This is a genomic window from Citrobacter sp. CK206 (assembly GCF_030333125.1).
Lineage (GTDB): Bacteria > Pseudomonadota > Gammaproteobacteria > Enterobacterales > Enterobacteriaceae > Citrobacter_B > Citrobacter_B koseri.
In genome coordinates, this window is record NZ_JAOWGM010000030.1 from 720,057 (window position 1) to 739,588 (window position 19,532).

Below are 19,532 nucleotides of genomic sequence, written 5' to 3' on the forward strand. Positions count from 1 at the left end.
AACCTTCCCGCAAAACTGGAACCGGCTTTCCGGTTTTTGAGTGTTAATCAGCCAAAAGCCATTTCGGGGTGTATAACATTCAAAAAAAGAGAAAAGGTAAACAAAAATGTTTACCTTATGGTTATAATACATGGCAGGGAGGCGCGGTGAAGCAGAGCGAGTTCAGACGCTGGCTTGAATCTCAGGGAGTCGATGTAACAAATGGAACGAATCATTTGAAGTTGAGATATCACGACAAACGAAGCGTCATGCCCAGACATCCTGGTGATGAAATTAAAGACACCCTGCGTAAAGCAATACTAAAGCAGCTTGGTTTGAATTAATCATCAGATATATAAGGTTGATCACATGAGAGCGTTACCAGAAACTATGCGTTATCCCGTCAATCTCATTCCCGCAGAAGAAGGGGGTTATGTTGTGTCGTTCCCGGACATTCCAGAGGCGTTAACACAAGGTGACACCCGCCATGAGTCTCTCGAAGCCGCGCAGGGCGCATTAGTCACCGCCTTTGAATTTTATTTTGAAGATAACCAGCCAATTCCTTTACCTTCAATGGTTGATGCAGCTGATGATTATGTGGAGATTCCTCTAAGCATTGCGTCTAAAGTCCTTTTGTTGAATGCGTTCCTTGAATCAAAAATCACGCAGCAGGAGCTGGCGAGGCGCATTGGCAGACCCAAGCAGGAAATTACCCGACTATTCGACTTAAAACACGCAACGAAAATCGATGCTGTGCAGATTGCGGCCAGAGCATTGGGCAAAGAGTTATCGCTGACTATGCTTTAGCTTTTCCGGTTGTTCCAGCAGGCTTACATATTGTGTGAAATAAAAAAACGATGAAGAAATATCAGCGACTGGCGGAACAAATTTGCGATCAAATCGCCTCCGGCGTGTGGCAGCCTGGCGATCGATTACCCTCCTTGCGTGAGCAGGTGGTCAGCAGCGGCATGAGTTTTATGACCGTAGGACATGCGTATCAGTTGCTGGAAAGCCAGGGGCGCATTATTGCGCGTCCGCAGTCGGGTTATTACGTGGCGGCGCGCCCGGTGCGCCAGCCTGCGATGCCGCCCGTGCAGGTAATGCGCGATGAATCCGTTGATATTAATACCTATATTTTCGAAATGTTGCAGGCCAGCCGGGATGCGTCGGTGATGCCGTTCGCCTCTGCCTTTCCAGACCCGCGTCTGTTTCCGTTGCAGCAGCTTAACCGTTCCCTGGCGCAGGTCAGTAAAACCGCCACGGCCATGAGCGTGATTGAGAACCTGCCGCCGGGGAACAGCGAGCTACGCCATGCCATCGCCCGACGCTATGCGCAGCAGGGAATTACCGTCTCTCCTGATGAAATCGTCATTACCGCCGGGGCGCTGGAAGCCCTGAACCTCAGCCTTCAGGCGGTTACCGAACCGGGTGACTGGGTTATTGTGGAGAATCCCTGCTTTTATGGCGCGTTACAGGCGCTGGAGCGACTCCGCCTGAAGGCGCTTTCGGTCGCCACGGATGTAAAAGAGGGGATCGATTTAGCGGCGCTGGAACAGGCATTACAGGAGTATCCGGTGAAGGCGTGCTGGCTGATGACCAATAGCCAAAACCCGCTCGGCTTCACCCTTAGCCCGGAGAAAAAAGCGCGGCTGGTCGCGTTACTGGAGCAGTACAACGTCGTGCTGATTGAAGATGACGTGTACAGCGAGCTCTATTTTGGCCGCGACAAACCGCTACCTGCCAAAGCCTGGGATCGCCGCGACAAAATATTGCATTGCTCGTCATTCTCGAAATGTCTGGTTCCCGGTTTTCGTATCGGTTGGGTTGCAGCGGGAAAGTACGCCAGACAAATTCAGCGGCTACAGCTGATGAGTACGCTATCCACCAGTTCACCAATGCAGCTTGCTCTGGTCGATTATCTTTCGACACGCCGCTATGACGCGCATTTGCGTCGTCTGCGCCGCCAGTTGGCGGAGCGAAAACAGCAGGCCTGGCAAACGCTGCTGCGCCATCTGCCCGCTGAGGTGAAGATTCACCACAATGACAGCGGCTATTTTCTCTGGCTGGAACTGCCCGAATCTCTTGATGCCGGGGAACTCAGTGCGCAGGCTCTGGCGCATCAGATCAGTATCGCCCCCGGTAAAATGTTTTCGACCTCAGATACCTGGTCGCATTTTTTCCGGTTTAATACCGCATGGGGGTGGGGAGAAAGAGAGGAGCAGGCGGTATCTCAACTGGGGAAACTTATTCGCGATATGCTGAAATAAAATACGCGTTGCCATCTTTTTGTTTTAGCCAAAATAGAGAAAACGTATCGATTATCAGGGCAGAACGTTATTTATCGCTGACTCGCCATAGGAAATATCAATACCCCCCGTCTTTTCCATCCTCAGCCTAACTCCTTGTCTATACTCCGAAAGATGGAACATGTGCGCCGCGTGGAGCGGCGTAATGCGCGTCAGCTCACAACCTGATTAAAATTCCTTATCCCAACAGGTGCGCGGCAGACGCGCCGACTATTTTTAGGAAAGGACATATATTTACGGCAAGGCTGCCGCTCAATATTTTGCGACAGGAGTAAAGATGTATGCCACATCAATTACTGATTAACGGCGAGCTGGTCAGCGGTGAAGGTGAAAAACAGCCCGTCTACAACCCGGCGACGGGCGAGGTGATTCTGGAGATTGCAGAGGCGTCGCCCGCACAGGTAGACGCCGCCGTTCGCGCCGCAGACCGGGCGTTCGCGGAATGGGGGCAAACCACGCCAAAAGCCAGAGCGGAGCTGCTGTTAACGCTGGCGGACGTGATTGAGGAAAATGCGCAGACATTCGCCGAACTGGAGTCGCAAAACTGCGGGAAGCCGCTGCATTGCGCGCTCAATGATGAGATCCCGGCGATTGTCGATGTATTTCGCTTCTTTGCCGGCGCCGCACGCTGTCTGAACGGCCTGGCGGCGGGGGAGTATCTGGAAGGGCATACCTCGATGATCCGCCGCGATCCGGTTGGGGTCGTCGCCTCGATCGCGCCGTGGAACTATCCGCTGATGATGGCGGCCTGGAAACTGGCGCCAGCGCTGGCGGCGGGTAACTGCGTGGTGATAAAACCGTCTGAAATCACGCCGCTGACGGCATTGAAGCTGGCGGAGTTTGCGAAGGATATTTTCCCGCCAGGCGTGCTTAACGTGCTGTTCGGGCGGGGCAAGACGGTTGGCGATCCGCTCACCGGGCATGAAAAAGTACGGATGGTCTCCCTGACCGGCTCGATTGCGACGGGCGAGCACATTATTCAACATACCGCACCCTCCATTAAGCGCACGCACATGGAATTAGGCGGTAAGGCTCCGGTGATTGTCTTTGATGATGCCGATCTGGATGCCGTTGTCGAAGGTGTGCGAACGTTCGGTTTCTACAATGCCGGGCAGGATTGTACGGCGGCCTGTCGTATCTATGCGCAAAAAGGGATCTATGACGCGCTGGTTGAGAAACTCGGCGCGGCGGTCTCCAGCCTGAAAACCGGTTCGCCAAACGACGAATCGACTGAGCTTGGGCCGCTCAGCTCGCAGGCGCACCTTGAGCGAGTGACAAAAGCGGTGGAAGAGGCGAAAGCGCTCGGACATATCAACGTGGTGACCGGCGGCCAGAAACTGGACAGCGCAGGATACTATTTTGCGCCAACGCTGCTGGCCGGCGCAAAACAGGAGGACGCCATCGTGCAGCGAGAAGTGTTCGGCCCGGTTGTCAGCATGACGGTGTTTGATGATGAAGAGCAGGTGCTGGCGTGGGCAAATGATACTCAGTACGGGCTGGCATCATCCGTCTGGACGAAAGATGTGGGCCGAGCGCATCGCCTGAGCGCGCGATTGCAGTATGGCTGCACCTGGGTTAATACGCATTTCATGTTGGTGAGCGAGATGCCGCACGGTGGGCAAAAACGCTCGGGTTACGGCAAGGATATGTCACTTTATGGGCTGGAAGACTATACGGTTATCCGCCACATAATGGTTAAACATTAAGGATAATTTACCGTTCCGGCGCGGCATGGGAAGATCGTAAATCGATGGCAGAGAGGAGGAACGCTCTCTGCCAGTATGCGCAGCAAGCACTCAGTACATCAGGCAAACCAGCCGAATCTCAATGAGATAAGGCCAAAAAGTCCAATAGCAGCAAAGACATTTATCAGCACCACGGTTTTACTGGAAACATTCATTTTTGCCACCTTTCGTTATGACCCCTTTGTGTATAGTACGGGTTCAGGCAATCCGCAATAAGACAAAATATGAACATGGTGGATGGTGCAGCTATTTCAGCGTTTTGCTGAATAGTACGGATAAAACTTGATGTACGTCAAAAAAAAGAGCATATTGCGCGCGTTTTTCCCCTCTGGTTCGGATGCCCGAAATGTCGCTCTACCAAAAAATGTTGGTTTTTTACGCAGTGATGGCGGCGATTGCCTGCCTGATTACCTGGTTTCTTTCCCACGATAAAAAACGTATCCGCTTTCTGAGCGCCGTTCTCGTGGGCGCAACCTGGCCGATGAGTCTGCCCGTCGCATTGTTATTTTCGTTGTTTTGATGAGATGAAGATGGCCGGATGGCGGCGCGAGCGCCTTATCCGGCTTACGATGTTGCGTAGCGCCATCAGGCATTGAGCATGAGCAGCGCCATCAGCCGTTTTTTGTCGGCGTCGGACACATCCTGCGGATGCTGATACCCCTTATTTTCATTTGCCCGGGTATAGAGCGCGACCAGCCAGTCATACACATAGCGACTGGCGGCATGTACCGGCTGTTCATCCAGTTGGGTGAGCCGGGCCATCGGTTGCAGGCGAGGCGCGCTGAAGATCGCCGATCCTTTCTGGAACCGGCTGGCGGGTCTGGCGTCCTCCGCCACATTTTCGTAGCCAAGCCAGGCGATAAAGTTACCGATCCCGGCATGCAGCTGCGCGCCGCAAACCTCTTCACGCTGCATAATCTGCTGTAACTGCTGAGGCACATTAAGCCGATAGCTGGCGGTAATCAGAATATCCACGACCAGCCTGAGCGTATGCGACTCCAGACCTAAACGACGGGCGTTGCTCTCATTTCGGCTCCACTGGCGCACATGGTTAATCCACATTTTGTGGGCCAGATACCCTGTCTCTTTGTTTTCTGCCGGGCGGGGAGCGTCTGGCTCATCCGCAAACAGATCGATCGCTTCATTAAACAGGCCGCTGACCTGCTCCTCGCGCGGCTGCTGGATACGCAAAAGCGACTCAAAATGGTGTATCGGCGGCAGAAGCCCGTCGAGCAACTCGCCATGCCGGGCGGCCTGCCCCTGAAGCTGGCGAATAACGGATTCCGTCGCCTTACTGCCGCTGTCTTCCGGGGTGATATGGCTCAACAGCAGGTCATGAAGCCGTTGTTGATGCTGCTCACACAGGGAGGCCAGCCGCGCCTGGCGCTGTAACGGCGATGTCGCCTGTGACAGCCATTCCACCAGACGCTGCAAGCTGTGTTTATCCAGCGCCTGAAGGGTGCCCCAGTGAAGGCCGGGTTTCCCCATTAACTGCTGCACGGCTTCATCAAGATTCTGCTGCGTTGTGAAACGCGCATCCTGCGGCGTAATGGCCCAGACCACGCCCGGTAGCGCGGCGTCGCGCAGCGGTTGTGTATCGTTCACCCAGCCCAGCAGCGTGCGGGCGGCAGCGGGCGTGTGCGACCGGGCGGAGGTGGCATTGCAAATGACCAGCACATCGGGCTGCAAATGTTGGCGATAATGTTCCAGCATCCAGCCGAGTTTTGCCCGCCAGAGTGGATGCGGGTGCGCATCCGGCGCCAGCGGAATATCCAGCAGATCGACATTATCCAGCGCCGTGTTTTCAACGCTAAGCACCAGTTCACGCGTCAGCAAAGCCAGTGAATCCAGAGAGAGGCTCACCGCATTGAGTAACTGATGGTGCTCGACAGGATGTACAACGACGTCGCTCTGCGCGTCGTTGCCGGATAACGCGCCCTGGGTCAGAAAACTTTCTGCCGGAAGGCCAAAATGATCGACCAGCAGACTCAACGGCGCCGCTAACTCTTGCGCATGGCCGGTCTGTTGCAGCGTACGCGCCAGCGTTAGCCACTGTTGCGTTAATTCAGGCTGTTCGCCCCAGAGTAATGCCCAGGCGCTGGCGCGGGTCGTCAGATCCACCGAGGGCAGCAGGGAGGCGAACTGATGCCAGAGCGCATCGTCGATTTGCTGTTGCCCGACAGGAACGCAGGCGCGCCAGAAACGGGCAATGGCCGCGACGTCCTCTGCGGTCACGCCCTGAACCGGCTGACGCTGACGCAGCGCCTGCCACTTTTCTAACCGCGTCTCAATAATGGATTTTTCGACCTGCCGGTTATCGGGCGAGGCGCTGGCCCAGGCGATAAACAGTTGTACCAGTTCAGCTTCACTGATGAGCCGCAAACGCAGCGGCCATTCGCTATCAACCGCCGCGTTTTCATCCTGCGTAAAACGGATCGCCATATTGGCTGGCGCATGGCCTGGGTTGATATGGGTAAAATAGTCAAAGCAGCGATCCGGCGTGGCGATGTTCAGTTTTCCCTCACCGTTACCGCACAGCGCGCCAAGCAGATGCGCTTTTGAGGATTGTGAATGGCCATACAAACCGATGCTGCCTCTTGCCTGTTGCGCGGCATTCAGCGCCGATTCACCGGCGGCGGCGAGTGTGAGCTGCGCCAGCAGGGCGTCCGCTTCATCATCCAGGCGTACTGCGTGCTGACGTGTATGGTTAACCCACGCAATGGCGGCCTGTGTGGTGTTTAACGTCTTGCTCATTTCAGGTACACGCTCCCGCTGTCGATCCAGTAGTGGCTGCCGCTATGACGACGGTCGGCCAGGGTATTCAGTTTTAAGGTCAGGGCATTCGCGGCGACGGGCGTTCCATCCTGTAGCCAGGCGTCACCCAGCACAAACGATTCCGGCCCCATCTCTTTGTTCCCGCCGCGCAGTTGCAGCCGGACATTGAGAACGCCATCACCGGCGATGGTTTTCGCCAGCTCTGCTGAGTTAATGCTCAGGGTATAGAGTGGGGTCGCAGGCCAGCGGCTGTTCGCCAGTTGGCGGAAACCGAGCGTCACATTGCCGCGAAGTGGGAAGTGCAGACGGGTATCCAGCTTCGCGCCGGGTTTATCGAGATCGATCTCCTGATACCAGACGTTTTCATCGCGCAAGGTATTGACCGTGTTATCCAGAACGCCGAGATAGCGTACGGTGGAATAGGCGCCGATATCGGCGGCTTTAAAGTTAAAGCGCGGCAGCCGTAAATCCAGCGCCAGGCTGCACAGCATCGCCCCCACGGCGGCGGTTGATTTCGGGTTGCCAATCCGCCCCTGTTGGCTGAAGGGATACCATTCATGGACGCGATACTTGTCCATCCAGACGATGCGGTTAACGGGAACCGGCTGTAAATGGCGGATCAGCGCCTGCACGCCGGGCAGGCAGGTTGGTCTGCCCGTCACCAGCAGAATGTCGCAGCGGTAATGAGAAATCGCTTCGCAAACGGCATGCAGCGGCGAGGTCAGGGTAAACTGACCGGCCAGTAGTGCCTCCTGTAAGTGGCTGAACTGCACCTGCAACGGCACGCTCAGCAGATCGAACGTCGGCGAGCCTGAAGGCAGCGCATGGTCGATCGCCTGCTGGATGTAATTCATCACGTTGCGCGTAGGGCGTTGAGTCAGCAGTTCGCCGAAGGTCGCGTGTAGACCCGCCAGCGAATCGTTAACATCGCTCTGTTCCCAGGCGGCCAGTACGGCGTGCCCCAGCGGCATAAACAGCTGTAGCGCCGTTTGTTGACGCAAAATCGCCTGCGTATCAATGCGGCCTGAATCTCCAAACAGCGTTGCCAGCAGGGCGGCGGCATCCGTCACGCCGGCCTGCTGCAAGCGGGTTTGCAGCGCAGGCAATATGCATTTCTGGATGACGTCCAGCAGCATGTCATCGCCCGCGACTTTAAACCCTTCACGGAACAGTAAGTGCGGGGTGATCTTGACGTTCGCGCCGACGCCGTCATCAAGCTGGTAGTGGACGACCGCCATATCCGTCGTGCCGCCGCCAATGTCGATAGACGCCACGCGTAGCGCCCGACCTTTGGTTTCGCCCGGTTCCGGCAAACGGTCCGGGCGAGCCAGGGCGTTGAAGAACGTCTCCGTGCGCCCGGCGTAATGGGAAATCGCTTCGTTATACAGCCATACCAGCTGTCCGCAGCTGGCTTCGTCCCATTCCATCTGAATGTCCGGCACCGGAACAACGCTCTTTTCCTGCTGTTTACGGGAGGAAAAATCCTCATCCTGCGGATGCCAGCCCATCGCTTTCCATACCAGTGCGATGGCTTCGAACATACGCTGGCGGAAAATTTCGCGTTCCTGTTTCGGCATTGCCGATGGCAGGGTCAGAATCAGCGTGCGCAACTGACGCGGCGACGCCGGAAAACCGAGGCGTAACCGCGTCGCCACGCTGTTCATTTGCCCCAGCGCCTGCGACAGAATTTCGCACAGCATGTGCGTCATCAGCGTGCTGCGGCTGTACTGCGGCGAAAAGACCGGCAACCGGTCATCGGGCGGCAGGCTGAATAACGGTTGTCCGTCGTCATTCATCAGATTCATCAGCGGGAAGGCGGTGGCGAGCGGTTCTCGCTGCGTTTTGCTGTTCATCTGGCTGAAGCGCCAGTCCTGTAAAACCGGGGTTTCGTCCCACAAATAACGACGCGGGCTGGAGATCCCGCTGCTGCCTTCCGTTCCCAGACGCTGCATAGCCAGTTTGCGGGCTTCGTCGCCCACGCGCACAATCGATGGCCAGATAAAGGCGTCGTCGCGGCCGCTTTCAACCGAAAAATGCTGTTTGCCGAAACGCGCTTCAGAGAACTCCAGTCGGCTGGTGAACAGCGGATCGTTAAGACATTGCGGCTCACTTAAGGAGCGTACCTGTAATTCCGCCGTCTGGCGCAAACCGTCATTGGCGTCGCCGTGATCTTCAATCAATACGCCGCAGGTATGGGTATTGCCGACGTCCAGAATCAGAACCACCGGAATCGCAGGCGTGCTGAGCGTGTGGGTGACCAGCTTCACCTCTGGTACGGAAAGCTGTTCCCCCAGTAACGTCATCAGATTCAACCAGTGCGCCTGGTACTCAAAGTTACGCAGCGCCTGCTGAATCTCCTGCTCGGAGCGGTTCTCCTCCTGGGTGACGTGGTGAAGGAAGGATTCACGCAGCCAGCCGTCAATCCACGTCTGGTCAAGAAAATCGGCAATTTCATCATCGCGCCAGGCCAGCGCGAACCGCGTGCCATTGAGCAGGTCGTTTTCGTTAGGCGCCAGCGCCGCCGGCGCGTTCTCGCTTAACTGGCTGTCCAGCGCCACGGTAATGCGGTGCGTATGACCCGCGCTGTCGGGTTCAGGCAGCTTACGCACCTGTACGCGCGCCCAGTTGTCGGGGCCTTCCACAAACGTACGGGGAGGGTTAAAGCGCAGGAAAGGGAGCGGCAACCAGACGCCATCCAGCACATCCAGCGAATAGTGCAACATCTGGGTGCTTTCCGGTTTGACCACTTCAGGTTGCCCCCCCGTGCGCCCCGGTACCGTATAGCGCCCGTTGGTCAGATCAAAGTCGAGCCGGAGCAGGGGGCCGTTCGCCGTTTTACGCACGAAACGACCAAGATGGGCAGACTCCTGCGGCGTCAGGCCGAAGTCGAGGAATTGTACGCCGCTGTTTGCGATGAGCGTTACGCTCTGTTTGTAATCACACAGATTCACCAACATAAAATCAGGCACCTATCTTTTTGATCGTCAACGGGACTTCTGCATGGGCGTCATAACGCGCTGAGCAAGCCGCAACGTCATTCGTGCTGGCTTTACAGGTGATTTCCGGCATCGGGTAGCGCGAACCATCGGTGCAACGTGCGTGACCACGACTCTTGATCATCAGCTCTCCGGTCTGATGCAGGCCGGAGAAAATGTCCGCCCGGCAGACGATGTTGTCGCCGTGTACCACCCGGGCGGTGCCTTTGTTGTTCTGGATCTGGTAACGCAGCGAAGGCGCTTTTCCGCTGACCGGATCTTTAACGTCAATCAGTACGCGCCAGTTTCCATTCAAAAAGCGCGTGACTCCCGCTTTCATCTGACCGGCATCCATCACCAGCGCATCTTTGGGGATGGCGGCGATCACCACCGGTTCATCTGCGGGCTTCGCTTTTTTCACTGGCGGAATCACTTCCGCCTGATGCAGCGGCAGTTGGGCAATCATCTTCGGCAACGGTTTACTGTCCACTTTCGCGGCGACAACCGGCGTACTGACCGTCGTGGCGGCGGGGGCAGACGGTTTCCATAACAGCGGCGCCGCAACGGCGGCAACAATCACGGCGGCAACCGGCAGACTCCATAGCGGCAGACGCGAAGAGGGCTTCACGGGAGCGGTTGGAGATGGCGAAGGCGCTTGCGGTTCGCTGACAACAACAGGGGCGACCGGTTCAGGTTCGGGTTCCTGGGGGCGTTCAATCATCACCGGCGTCAGTAATGGCTCATCGGAACGGGCAAACGTCACCTCTGGCAACGGCTCATCTTCCACCTCCTGCTCGGGTTCAGCGGCAGGTGGCAGGACGGGCGGAACATCAATGGCGCGCAGGCAGTCAAGTACGTCCTCACGGGTGTTTTCATTAAGATTCACAAACCCCCAGAAGGTGATGACCGGTTTGCCATCAACCAGAAAAACGTGGTTTTCCCCAGGGAACTGAACCGCTTTTTCCAGCAGGGAACCGAACAGCTGCAACGAAGTTTTCCCGGATTGCAGACTTTTGCGGCTCAGCGCCGCCGCGTTTTCCAGCGTGCTGCTCAGGTAGCGCAGCGCCCGAAATCGCGCTTCTTCCTCTGCGGCCTTCCATGCGATGGCTTTTCCCTCGACCGGGGAATACCAGTCGACGCGATCGCCGCTGTCATTAATTTGCGGGATCGCCAGACAATCCACCATTGCCTGCTGTTTACGCAGACGAAGCGTTTCACGAATTTGCAATGCGGAATCAAATACGGCCTGACCGCCGCCGCCCACGGCCTGATAGTCGTCCAGATTGCCGCTACGTAAGAGAGTTTTTGCCACGTTGTTGTCCCTTAGACTTCTTCACGCATCTACTTTACGGATTACAAAGACAAGCAAACGGCGGAAGAGAGGCAAAAAGGGGCTAATTTTCATGGCATAGCGCCGGGGGAAAAATCTTGACGTTTTCAAAAAGACTTAAGGGAAATTATTTCACGCCGCAGGACGCATTCATCAGCGATGAATACCAGAACGGAATAACCTGAGAGTGATTCGTTATTTGTCAGCTTTTGTAAGCTATGCTCATATGACACTCTTTATAATCAAATGAAAAGGCTTATAACGATGTCTACAGGGAAAACGTTGCTCGCGCTGGCGCTCAGCGCACTTTTACCGGCAGGGGTGGCATTTGCGGCCAATACCGATACCATCATCTACTGTTCTGAAGCCTCACCCGAATCGTTTAACCCGCAAATCGCCAGCTCCGGCCCGTCATTCGTGGCCAGTTCGCAGGTGCTGTACAACCGACTGATCAATTTCGATCCGGTAAAAAATACGCCGGTGCCGTCGCTGGCGACCGACTGGACGATTTCCCCGGACGGGAAAACATACACGTTTACGCTGCGTCAGGGTGTGAAATTCAACAGCAATAAATTCTTTAAACCGACGCGCGATTTTAATGCCGATGACGTTATTTTCTCGGTGCTGCGCCAGAAGGATGCGGATCATCCGTACCATAATGTGTCGCAGGGCAGCTACGAATACTTCAATGATGTCGGCCTCGATAAGTTGATTAAAGAGGTAAAAAAGGTCGACGATTATCACGTCCAGTTTGTGTTGAACGAACCCAATGCGGCATTCCTCGCTGACTGGGGCATGGATTTCGCCTCCATTCTCTCCGCAGAGTATGCCGATGCGATGCTGAAAAAAGGCACACCGGAAAACGTCGATAACTGGCCTGTCGGCACTGGCCCTTACGTACTGCAACACTACAAGCAGGATTCACAGATTCGCTACCTGGCAAACCCGAACTACTGGGATGGCGAAGTGCCGACCAGACATCTTATTTTCTCGATTACGCCTAACGCCCAGACGCGCCTGGCAAAACTGCAAACCAACGAGTGCCAGATTATTCCGGCGCCATCCCCCGTACAGTTTGACGAGATTAAAAAGAATAACGCGTTAACGCTGCATTCGGTCGATGCGCTGAACGTCGGCTATCTGGCCTTTAATACCGAAAAAAAACCGTTTGATAACGTACTGGTGCGCCAGGCGTTAAATTACGCCACTGATAAAAAAGCCATTATCAACGCGGTGTTCCTCGGTTCCGGTACGGTGGCGAAATCGCCCATCCCGCCAAATATGATGGGCTTTAATAACAACCTGAAGGATTACGACTACGATCCGCAAAAAGCCAAAGATTTGCTGAAGCAGGCGGGGCTGGAGAAGGGGTTTGAGGCAACGCTCTGGTCGATGCCGGTGCAACGCCCTTATAACCCCAATTCCCGGCGCATTGCGGAAATGATCCAGAGCGACTGGGCAAAAGTCGGCGTGACGGCGAAAATCGTCTCTTACGAATGGGGAGAGTATCTGTCCGGGATGCGTAAAGGCGAGCACGATACCGCGCTGTTCGGCTGGATGTCTGACAATGGCGATCCAGATAACTTTGCCGATGTGCTGCTGGGCTGCAATAGCATAAAAACCGGCTCAAATGCCGCGCGCTGGTGCGATAAAGGGTATGATGATCTCGTCCAGAAAGCGAAACGGGTGAGCAAGCCGGAAGAACGTGCGCAGCTCTACCAGCAGGCGCAGGATATTTTCTATCAGCAAGCGCCGTGGATCGCGCTGGCAAACGGCAAAACGTTCTACGCCACACGCAGCAACGTAACCGGATACAGCGTAAGCCTGATGGGCAGTGATTTTTCAAAAGCTAAATTGAATTGATGGTTTAAGGAGAGTTTATGTCGCACCTGGAAGAGGTCACTGCGCGCGTAGATGCCGCTATCAAAGAGAGCGTCATTACCCATATGAACGAACTGCTGATCGCGCTGAGCGATGACGCCGAACTGAGCCGGGAAGATCGTTACACCCAGCAACAGCGGCTACGGACGGCGATTGCGCATCACGGTCGTCAGTACAAGGAAGATATGGAAGCGCGTCGCGAACAGCTTACCAAAGGTGGTAGCATTCTCTGACGTTGATAAGCACGGCCTGTGAGGGATGTACAGGCCGGATAAAGCGTTTACGCCGCGACGCCGCTATCCGGCGAAGCGGCAGTTAAAACTGGCGTCTGGCGACCAGCCACGCGCCGATCACCAACAACACCGCGCCGCAAACCGGGCCTGCCAGCGCACGTAACGGCACGCCATGACTTCTCAAAATGTCCAATACCAGGCCGCCAATAAGCTGGCTGGCAACCAGAACCGCGATAGTTGTCGCTGCGCCAACGTACTGATACCCGCTAATACTGGCGAAAACGAAAAACGATCCGAGCAAGCCGGGAATCAACGTCCACCAGCGCACGCTGGAAACCAGCTCGCTAAACCCCGCCGCGCCTTGTTTAAACCACAAAATGCTGACAAACAGGACAATCCCGACCAGCGAATTCAGCAGCATAGCGATGAGAATCGTTGATGAGTTCTGTGTAATGCGCACCATAAGCGTGTTTTGCACAACCAGCCCAATACCGGCGGCAATCAGAAAGGCGAGGGTCAGCGTCTGGTTCATCCGCGCGCATCCGGGTCGCGGCGATCGTCAAGCTGAAGCTGCATAAACGTCAGATCCAGCCAGCGGCCGAATTTGGTGCCAACCTGCGGCATTTGGGCGGTAATGCTGAACCCCAGCGTTTCGTGCAGATGCAGCGATGCCTGATTTTGCGACTCGATTCCGGCGACCATCACATGCTTGCCACATGCGCGCGCTTCCTCGATCAGACGGCTGAGAAGCGCCCGTCCGAGGCCTTTCCCCTGATGATCCGGGTGGACATATACGGAATGTTCGACCGTATGGCGGAAACCGTCAAAGTTACGCCAGTCGCCAAAGGAGGCATACCCGGTGACGACGCCATTCTCTTCACTGACCAGAACCGGATAGCCTGATAGCTGACGCGCATCAAACCATGCGATGCGGTTATCCACATCGACCGTTTGATCGTTCCAGATTGCCGCCGTGTGCAATACCGCGTGATTGTAGATTTCGGCGATGGCGGCGCAGTCTTCTTTGCCAGCAAATCGAATAGACATGTTGAACCTCAGTTGTTGTTCACTATAGTATTACGATATGAATACTATCGAAGACAGCATAAATCAACGGATCAGTGCAAGAATTCGCATTGAGCGTGAATCGCGGGGCTGGTCGCTGACGGAGCTTGCCGAGCGGGCAGGCGTATCGCGCGCCATGATCCACAAAATCGAACGCGGAGAGAGCAGCCCGACGGCCACGCTGCTGGGGCGGCTTTCCGGGGCGTTTGGCATCAGCATGTCGACGCTGATCGCGCGGGCAGAAATGCAGGAGGGCAAGCTGCTGCGTTTTGCCGATCAACCCGTCTGGCACGACCCGCAGACGCACTACCTGCGCCGCCACGTTTCACCGCGCAGCGACCTGCCCATCGATCTCGTACAAATCTCGCTTCCGGCGGGGAGTGACGTACCGATGCCTGCGGCATCCTACGCGCTGGCAAGACAGCTTATCTGGCTACAGCAGGGAAAGCTGGTCTTTGTCGAAGGCGGGGTTCGCCATGAGATGAAAGCGGGCGACTGCCTGGAGCTGGGGCCGCCAAACGACTGCCGTTTTATCAATGAGACGCAGGAAACATGCGTTTACCTGGTTGTGCGCTTAAACCACGCGGGTAATTAATGTTCGGCTACTATTGAGGGATTCATGCCACAAGCAGAGGAGAACATCATGGGCCAACAAGCATACCGTAATCGTCGTTGGGTTCTGGCTTCGCGCCCGCATGGCGCGCCGGTTGAGAGCAACTTCCGCATGGAAGAGGACGACGTGGCGACGCCCGGTGAAGGGCAAGTGCTGTTACGTACAATTTTCCTGTCCCTCGATCCCTACATGCGCGGAAGAATGAGCGACGAACCGTCCTACTCACCGCCAGTGGAGATCGACGGCGTGATGGTTGGCGGAACGGTCAGCCGGGTCGTGGAGTCCAGTCACCCTGATTACCATCCGGGAGAATGGGTATTAAGTTACAGCGGCTGGCAGGATTATGATATTTCCGACGGGAAAGGGCTGGTGAAACTCGGTGACAACCCTGAGCATCCGTCATGGGCGCTGGGCGTGCTGGGGATGCCGGGCTTTACCGCCTATATGGGACTGCTGGATATCGGCCAGCCCAAAGCAGGGGAAACGCTGGTCGTTGCTGCCGCCACCGGGCCGGTCGGCGCAACCGTCGGGCAAATAGGCAAACTGAAGGGCTGTCATGTGGTGGGTGTCGCAGGCGGCGCAGAAAAATGCCGCTACGCGACCGAGATTCTCGGTTTTGACATATGCCTCGATCACCACGCGGCGGATTTTGCGGAACAACTGGCGAAAGCCTGCCCGCAGGGGATTGATGTGTATTATGAAAATGTCGGCGGCAAGGTGTTTGATGCGGTTCTGCCGCTGTTGAATACTTCGGCACGTATCCCGTTGTGTGGTCTGGTGAGCGGATATAACGCCACAAAACTCCCCGACGGACCTGACCGGCTGCCACTATTAATGGCGACGCTGTTAAAAAAACGCATCCGCCTGCAAGGGTTTATTATTGGTCAGGACTACGGGCACCGGATTCATGAGTTTCAGCAGGAGATGGGGCGTTGGGTCAAAGAAGGGAAGATCCACTACCGCGAACAGATCACCGACGGACTGGAAAAAGCGCCGGAGGCGTTTATCGGTCTGCTGACCGGGAAGAACTTCGGCAAGGTCGTGATTCGCCTGGCGGATGATGCCTGAGAATTGACGCTGCATGACATTAAAAAATAGCGGGGCGATTCCCCGCTATTTTTTTAGCTTTTTTAGCTCTGGTGCTTACTCAAAACGCCATGCCAGATTGACGCCAACGCCGTAGTTTCTCCCCGGCGCCGGTTCGTAATAGCGTCCGTTTGATTCGTTGACGATCACCGAACCGACATACTCTTTATCAAACAGGTTATCGACCCGGCCAAACACATCGACCGTTAAGTTGCTGTAGTTAAACTTATACCCGGTGTTCAGACCAACCACGGTATACGAGGGCGCTTTTGCCGTGTTGTGATCGTCTGCCATGATGTCCCCCATATAGCGGGCATCGGTGCCGGCATACCAGCCTTCATCCGGTACATATCCCAGAGAGGCGAACCCCATATTACGCGCAATGCCCGGCATGCGGTTACCGTTGCAATCGCCACTTTTGCAGACGTTGCTGCGGTAGGTCGCATCCAGCCAGGTCCAGGAGGCGTTTACCCGCCAGTTACCGGCGAAACGCTGATCCCATGATAATTCCGCGCCCTGACGGCGGGTTTTACCGGCGTTTTTATATGTGGTGCGCCCACCGCCGCTGGTAGCGACGACAATTTCATCATCCGTATCCGTCTGGAAGAGCGCCGCCGTCAGTAAACCATCGCCAATACGCGTTTTACTGCCAATTTCCACCGTGTCATTGGTGGCGGGTTTCAGGCCGAAGTTCAGGCCGCTTTGTCCGTCCGGGCGATAGGAGAGTTCATTGATGGTCGGCGTTTCAAAACCGCGCCCTGCGGCCAGATAAACGTTCCACGCATCGGTGAACGCATACTTGAGCGCCCCGGCAGGGAGCCATTGATGGTAGCTGGCCTCGCCGCTGTCATTTCTGTTTCCAGGCGTAACGTAATGATCGTTAGAGTCAAACCAGACTGAGCTGTACCGCACGCCGGCATCAAGCGAAAGTTTTTCGGTCAGTTGCCACTGCGTTTGCAGGTAGGGATCGGCGTTCCACATCAGGTTGCGCTCATTACGACGCAAATCGCCTTTCACGCCAAACTGCGGCACGCCGTTATTCAGGCGGTAGTTCTCGTAACCCTTGCGATTTTCGCTCATATTTTCATAGTTCAGGCCGGTGGTGAACGTCACAGGTACGCCCAGCTCGCCCCGGTGCGTCCAGCGGGTGTCGATACCCTGATAATGACGCTGAAGCACGATTACGCCGCCTGCATGCGCGGGGTTATCCCGCTGCGGCGCCATCGGTATGGACTGGTATTGTGTGGTTTCACGTTCACCGGCATACATCATCACGCTCAGATCGTCGTGTTCGCTGAGCTGACGCTCATAGCGCAGGCCTGCCTGAGTCTGCTTGATGGTTTTTCGCGTGTTGAACTGTTCGGCACGCGGCGACTGCTGCGGGTTGGCTTTCCATTCGGATTCGGTCAGGCCGCCGGGGTCGTTCGCGTGAATGTCTACGCTATTGAAAATCAGGCTTAACTTACTGGCATCGTCCAGACGCACCCCCAGTTTTGCGTTAGCCAGATTCTTTTGCGCGCTGCTGCGATCGCGAAAACCGTGGGTGGTGAATCGGGTCGTGGAGACGGTGTAATCCACGTCACCCGCCTGCGTTCCGTCACCCATCGCCCCCGTGGCTTTCATGCCATAGCGCCAGCTCCCGAAACTGCCGTAATAGCTGCTGGCTTCAATCGTCGGCGGCTGGCGTCCGGTTTCCGTCGTCACGTTCATCACGCCGCCGGAAGAGTTGCCGTACAGCGCGGAGAAGGGGCCGCGCAGCACTTCCACATTCTGGACGCTGCTCAGATCGATATTGGACGTCTGCCCTTGTCCGTCCGGCATGGTGGCCGGGATGCCGTCAACATACAGACGAATACCGCGAATGCCGTACGCAGAGCGGGAGCCAAATCCGCGAATTGACAACTGTAAATCCTGCGCATAGTTCTGACGGTTTTGCACCTGCAAACCGGGCACGCCATTTAAGGATTCAGACAGGTTAATACGCGGCGTCGCCAGTCGCATATCTTCCCCTTCAACCACGGTGACGGCGGCGGGCGTGTCCAGTTCAGACACCGTTTGCGGCGTCGCGCTAACAATCATCGTTTGTTCATCTTCAGCCGTGGCCGCCTGGCTCACCGGCGAGAAAACGAAAGGGAATAAAAGGGCGGGAAATGCGGCCTGACGAGCGGTAATGATCTTCATGAAAAAAAACCAATCACGAGTAAACGTGCCAAATGAAATTTAATGAATACTTTAATTACTTTGTAAATATATGAAAAATTTAATAGCACGATGCGTTAATGGAACATGAAAAAATTAAAGAAATTGTAGACTGCCTGCAAAGAAACGCTCCACTTTGCACTAAATAATGATTACTATTCGCATCTACATACAGCGAGTGGGACATGGATTCACTCGCCGAAGCCATGTGAAGCAGCTACAAACGTGTTTATCAAAGGGAGTCGTCATGCATTTACGTCATCTGTTTTCGCCGCGCCTGCGTGGTTCTTTACTGTTAGGTTCACTGCTGGTCGCGTCTTCATTTAGCACGCAGGCGGCAGAAGAAATGCTGCGTAAAGCCGTCGGCAAGGGCGCTTATGAAATGGCCTATAGCCAGCAGGAAAATGCGCTGTGGCTGGCTACTTCGCAAAGCCGCAAAACGGACAAAGGTGGGGTAGTTTATCGCCTCGACCCGGTTACCCTTGAGGTGACGCAGGCCATCCATAACGATCTCAAACCGTTTGGCGCGACCATCAACAACGCGACGCAAACGCTGTGGTTTGGTAACACCGTAAACAGTGCGCTGACGGCAATCGATGCCAAAACAGGTGATGTAAAAGGGCGTCTGGTGCTGGATGAGCGCAAGCGTTCCGAAGATGTCCGTCCGCTGCAACCACGCGAACTGGTCAGCGATGATGCGACCAACACCGTATATATCAGCGGCATTGGTAAAGAGAGCGTGATTTGGGTGGTTGACGGTGAAAAAATCGCCCTGAAAACGACCATTCAGAATACCGGTAAAATGAGCACGGGTCTGGCCATTGACAGTAAAGCGAAGCGTCTTTACACCACTAACGCAGACGGCGAGTTCATCACCATCGATACTGCGGACAACAAGATCCTGAGCCGCAAGACATTGCTGGATGACGGGAAAGAGCACTTCTTTATCAACCTGAGCCTCGACACCGCAGGCCATCGCGCTTTCATCACCGACTCCAAAGCGGCTGAAGTTCTGGTGGTAGATACCCGTAATGGCAATGTGCTGGCAAAAGTAGCCGCGCCGGAATCACTGGCCGTGCTGTTCAACCCGACCCGCAACGAAGCCTATGTGACGCACCGCCAGGCCGGTAAAGTGAGCGTGATTGACGCGAAAAGCTATAAGGTCGTGAAAACTTACGACACGCCGACATTCCCGAATAGCCTGGCGCTGTCTGCGGACGGGCAAACGCTGTTCGTGAGCGTGAAGCAGAAATCAACCCGTGAGCAGGAAGCCACTCAGCCAGATGATGTTATCCGCATCGCGCTGTAACGGTGAAATAACGCTGTAAGCATTAAGTAAAAAGGA

General features: G+C 55.5%; 17 protein-coding genes. 10 read left to right on the forward strand and 7 right to left on the reverse strand.

Annotated elements, in window-relative coordinates; translation table 11 throughout:
* Positions 1-146 precede the first annotated feature (146 nt).
* The 4 genes from OGX81_RS20600 (at position 147) to patD (ending at position 3,991) form a co-directional block, all read left to right on the forward strand.
* Positions 147-323, forward strand: coding sequence for a type II toxin-antitoxin system HicA family toxin (locus tag OGX81_RS20600; protein WP_071818852.1), 177 nt, complete (start codon positions 147-149; stop codon positions 321-323).
* 46 nt (positions 324-369) lie between these two features.
* Complete coding sequence (locus tag OGX81_RS20605; RefSeq protein WP_146209171.1) at positions 370-786, forward strand: type II toxin-antitoxin system HicB family antitoxin; 417 nt, start codon at positions 370-372, stop codon at positions 784-786.
* A 50-nt stretch (positions 787-836) separates the two neighbouring features.
* Positions 837-2,246, forward strand: coding sequence for an aminotransferase-like domain-containing protein (locus OGX81_RS20610; RefSeq protein WP_104868643.1), 1,410 nt, complete (start codon positions 837-839; stop codon positions 2,244-2,246).
* A 320-nt stretch (positions 2,247-2,566) separates the two neighbouring features.
* Positions 2,567-3,991, forward strand: a complete 1,425-nt coding sequence (patD, locus tag OGX81_RS20615) for an aminobutyraldehyde dehydrogenase (RefSeq protein WP_104868644.1) — start codon at positions 2,567-2,569, stop codon at positions 3,989-3,991.
* 98 nt (positions 3,992-4,089) lie between these two features.
* On the opposite strand, the gene yncL is transcribed toward patD, so the two are convergent.
* Entirely contained in the window at positions 4,090-4,185 is a 96-nt protein-coding gene (gene yncL / locus OGX81_RS20620) for a stress response membrane protein YncL (protein WP_071818853.1), read from the reverse strand.
* Positions 4,186-4,376: 191 nt separating this feature from the next.
* On the opposite strand from yncL, the gene OGX81_RS20625 reads away from it, so the two are divergent.
* The gene (locus tag OGX81_RS20625; protein WP_047464087.1) at positions 4,377-4,550 is read left to right on the forward strand and encodes a GhoT/OrtT family toxin; all 174 of its coding nucleotides are present in this window, start codon (positions 4,377-4,379) and stop codon (positions 4,548-4,550) included.
* A 65-nt stretch (positions 4,551-4,615) separates the two neighbouring features.
* On the opposite strand, the gene OGX81_RS20630 is transcribed toward OGX81_RS20625, so the two are convergent.
* The 3 genes from OGX81_RS20630 to OGX81_RS20640 are packed head-to-tail and all read right to left on the reverse strand — an operon-like array spanning position 4,616 to position 11,092.
* Positions 4,616-6,784, reverse strand: coding sequence for a virulence factor SrfC family protein (locus tag OGX81_RS20630; RefSeq protein WP_104868645.1), 2,169 nt, complete (start codon positions 6,782-6,784; stop codon positions 4,616-4,618).
* A complete protein-coding gene (locus tag OGX81_RS20635) occupies positions 6,781-9,762 on the reverse strand; it encodes a virulence factor SrfB (RefSeq protein ID WP_104869134.1) in 2,982 nt (993 codons plus the stop codon). The genes OGX81_RS20630 and OGX81_RS20635 overlap by 4 nt, the downstream gene beginning before the upstream one ends.
* Positions 9,763-9,766: 4 nt before the next feature.
* Positions 9,767-11,092 carry an SrfA family protein gene (locus OGX81_RS20640; RefSeq protein ID WP_104868646.1) on the reverse strand — a complete coding sequence of 442 codons (1,326 nt, stop codon included), beginning with the start codon at positions 11,090-11,092 and terminating at the stop codon, positions 9,767-9,769.
* A gap of 282 nt (positions 11,093-11,374) precedes the next feature.
* Between OGX81_RS20640 and OGX81_RS20645 the strand changes: the two genes are divergently transcribed.
* Positions 11,375-12,973: an ABC transporter substrate-binding protein gene (locus OGX81_RS20645; protein WP_104868647.1), complete on the forward strand. Its 1,599-nt coding sequence runs from the start codon at positions 11,375-11,377 to the stop codon at positions 12,971-12,973.
* 17 nt (positions 12,974-12,990) lie between these two features.
* Positions 12,991-13,224, forward strand: coding sequence for a YdcY family protein (locus OGX81_RS20650; protein WP_104868648.1), 234 nt, complete (start codon positions 12,991-12,993; stop codon positions 13,222-13,224).
* Between the two features lie 82 nt (positions 13,225-13,306).
* On the opposite strand, the gene OGX81_RS20655 is transcribed toward OGX81_RS20650, so the two are convergent.
* Positions 13,307-13,756 (reverse strand): DMT family transporter, encoded by a 450-nt coding sequence (locus tag OGX81_RS20655; protein ID WP_104868649.1) that lies wholly within the window; start codon positions 13,754-13,756, stop codon positions 13,307-13,309.
* Entirely contained in the window at positions 13,753-14,271 is a 519-nt protein-coding gene (locus OGX81_RS20660; protein WP_071258341.1) for a GNAT family N-acetyltransferase, read from the reverse strand. The genes OGX81_RS20655 and OGX81_RS20660 overlap by 4 nt, the downstream gene beginning before the upstream one ends.
* A 37-nt stretch (positions 14,272-14,308) precedes the next feature.
* On the opposite strand from OGX81_RS20660, the gene OGX81_RS20665 reads away from it, so the two are divergent.
* Together OGX81_RS20665 and curA are read left to right on the forward strand one after the other, a co-directional pair.
* On the forward strand, positions 14,309-14,884 hold the full coding sequence (locus OGX81_RS20665; protein ID WP_286487634.1) for a helix-turn-helix domain-containing protein: 576 nt from the start codon (positions 14,309-14,311) through the stop codon (positions 14,882-14,884).
* A gap of 48 nt (positions 14,885-14,932) precedes the next feature.
* Positions 14,933-15,970 carry an NADPH-dependent curcumin/dihydrocurcumin reductase gene (gene curA / locus OGX81_RS20670; protein WP_104868651.1) on the forward strand — a complete coding sequence of 346 codons (1,038 nt, stop codon included), beginning with the start codon at positions 14,933-14,935 and terminating at the stop codon, positions 15,968-15,970.
* A 75-nt stretch (positions 15,971-16,045) separates the two neighbouring features.
* On the opposite strand, the gene pqqU is transcribed toward curA, so the two are convergent.
* The gene (gene pqqU, locus OGX81_RS20675; RefSeq protein WP_104868652.1) at positions 16,046-18,169 is read right to left on the reverse strand and encodes a TonB-dependent receptor PqqU; all 2,124 of its coding nucleotides are present in this window, start codon (positions 18,167-18,169) and stop codon (positions 16,046-16,048) included.
* A gap of 265 nt (positions 18,170-18,434) precedes the next feature.
* Here pqqU and yncE point away from each other — a divergent pair, with 265 nt between their 5' ends.
* The gene (gene yncE / locus OGX81_RS20680; RefSeq protein WP_049009875.1) at positions 18,435-19,496 is read left to right on the forward strand and encodes a 7-bladed beta-propeller protein YncE; all 1,062 of its coding nucleotides are present in this window, start codon (positions 18,435-18,437) and stop codon (positions 19,494-19,496) included.
* Positions 19,497-19,532: the final 36 nt, after the last annotated feature.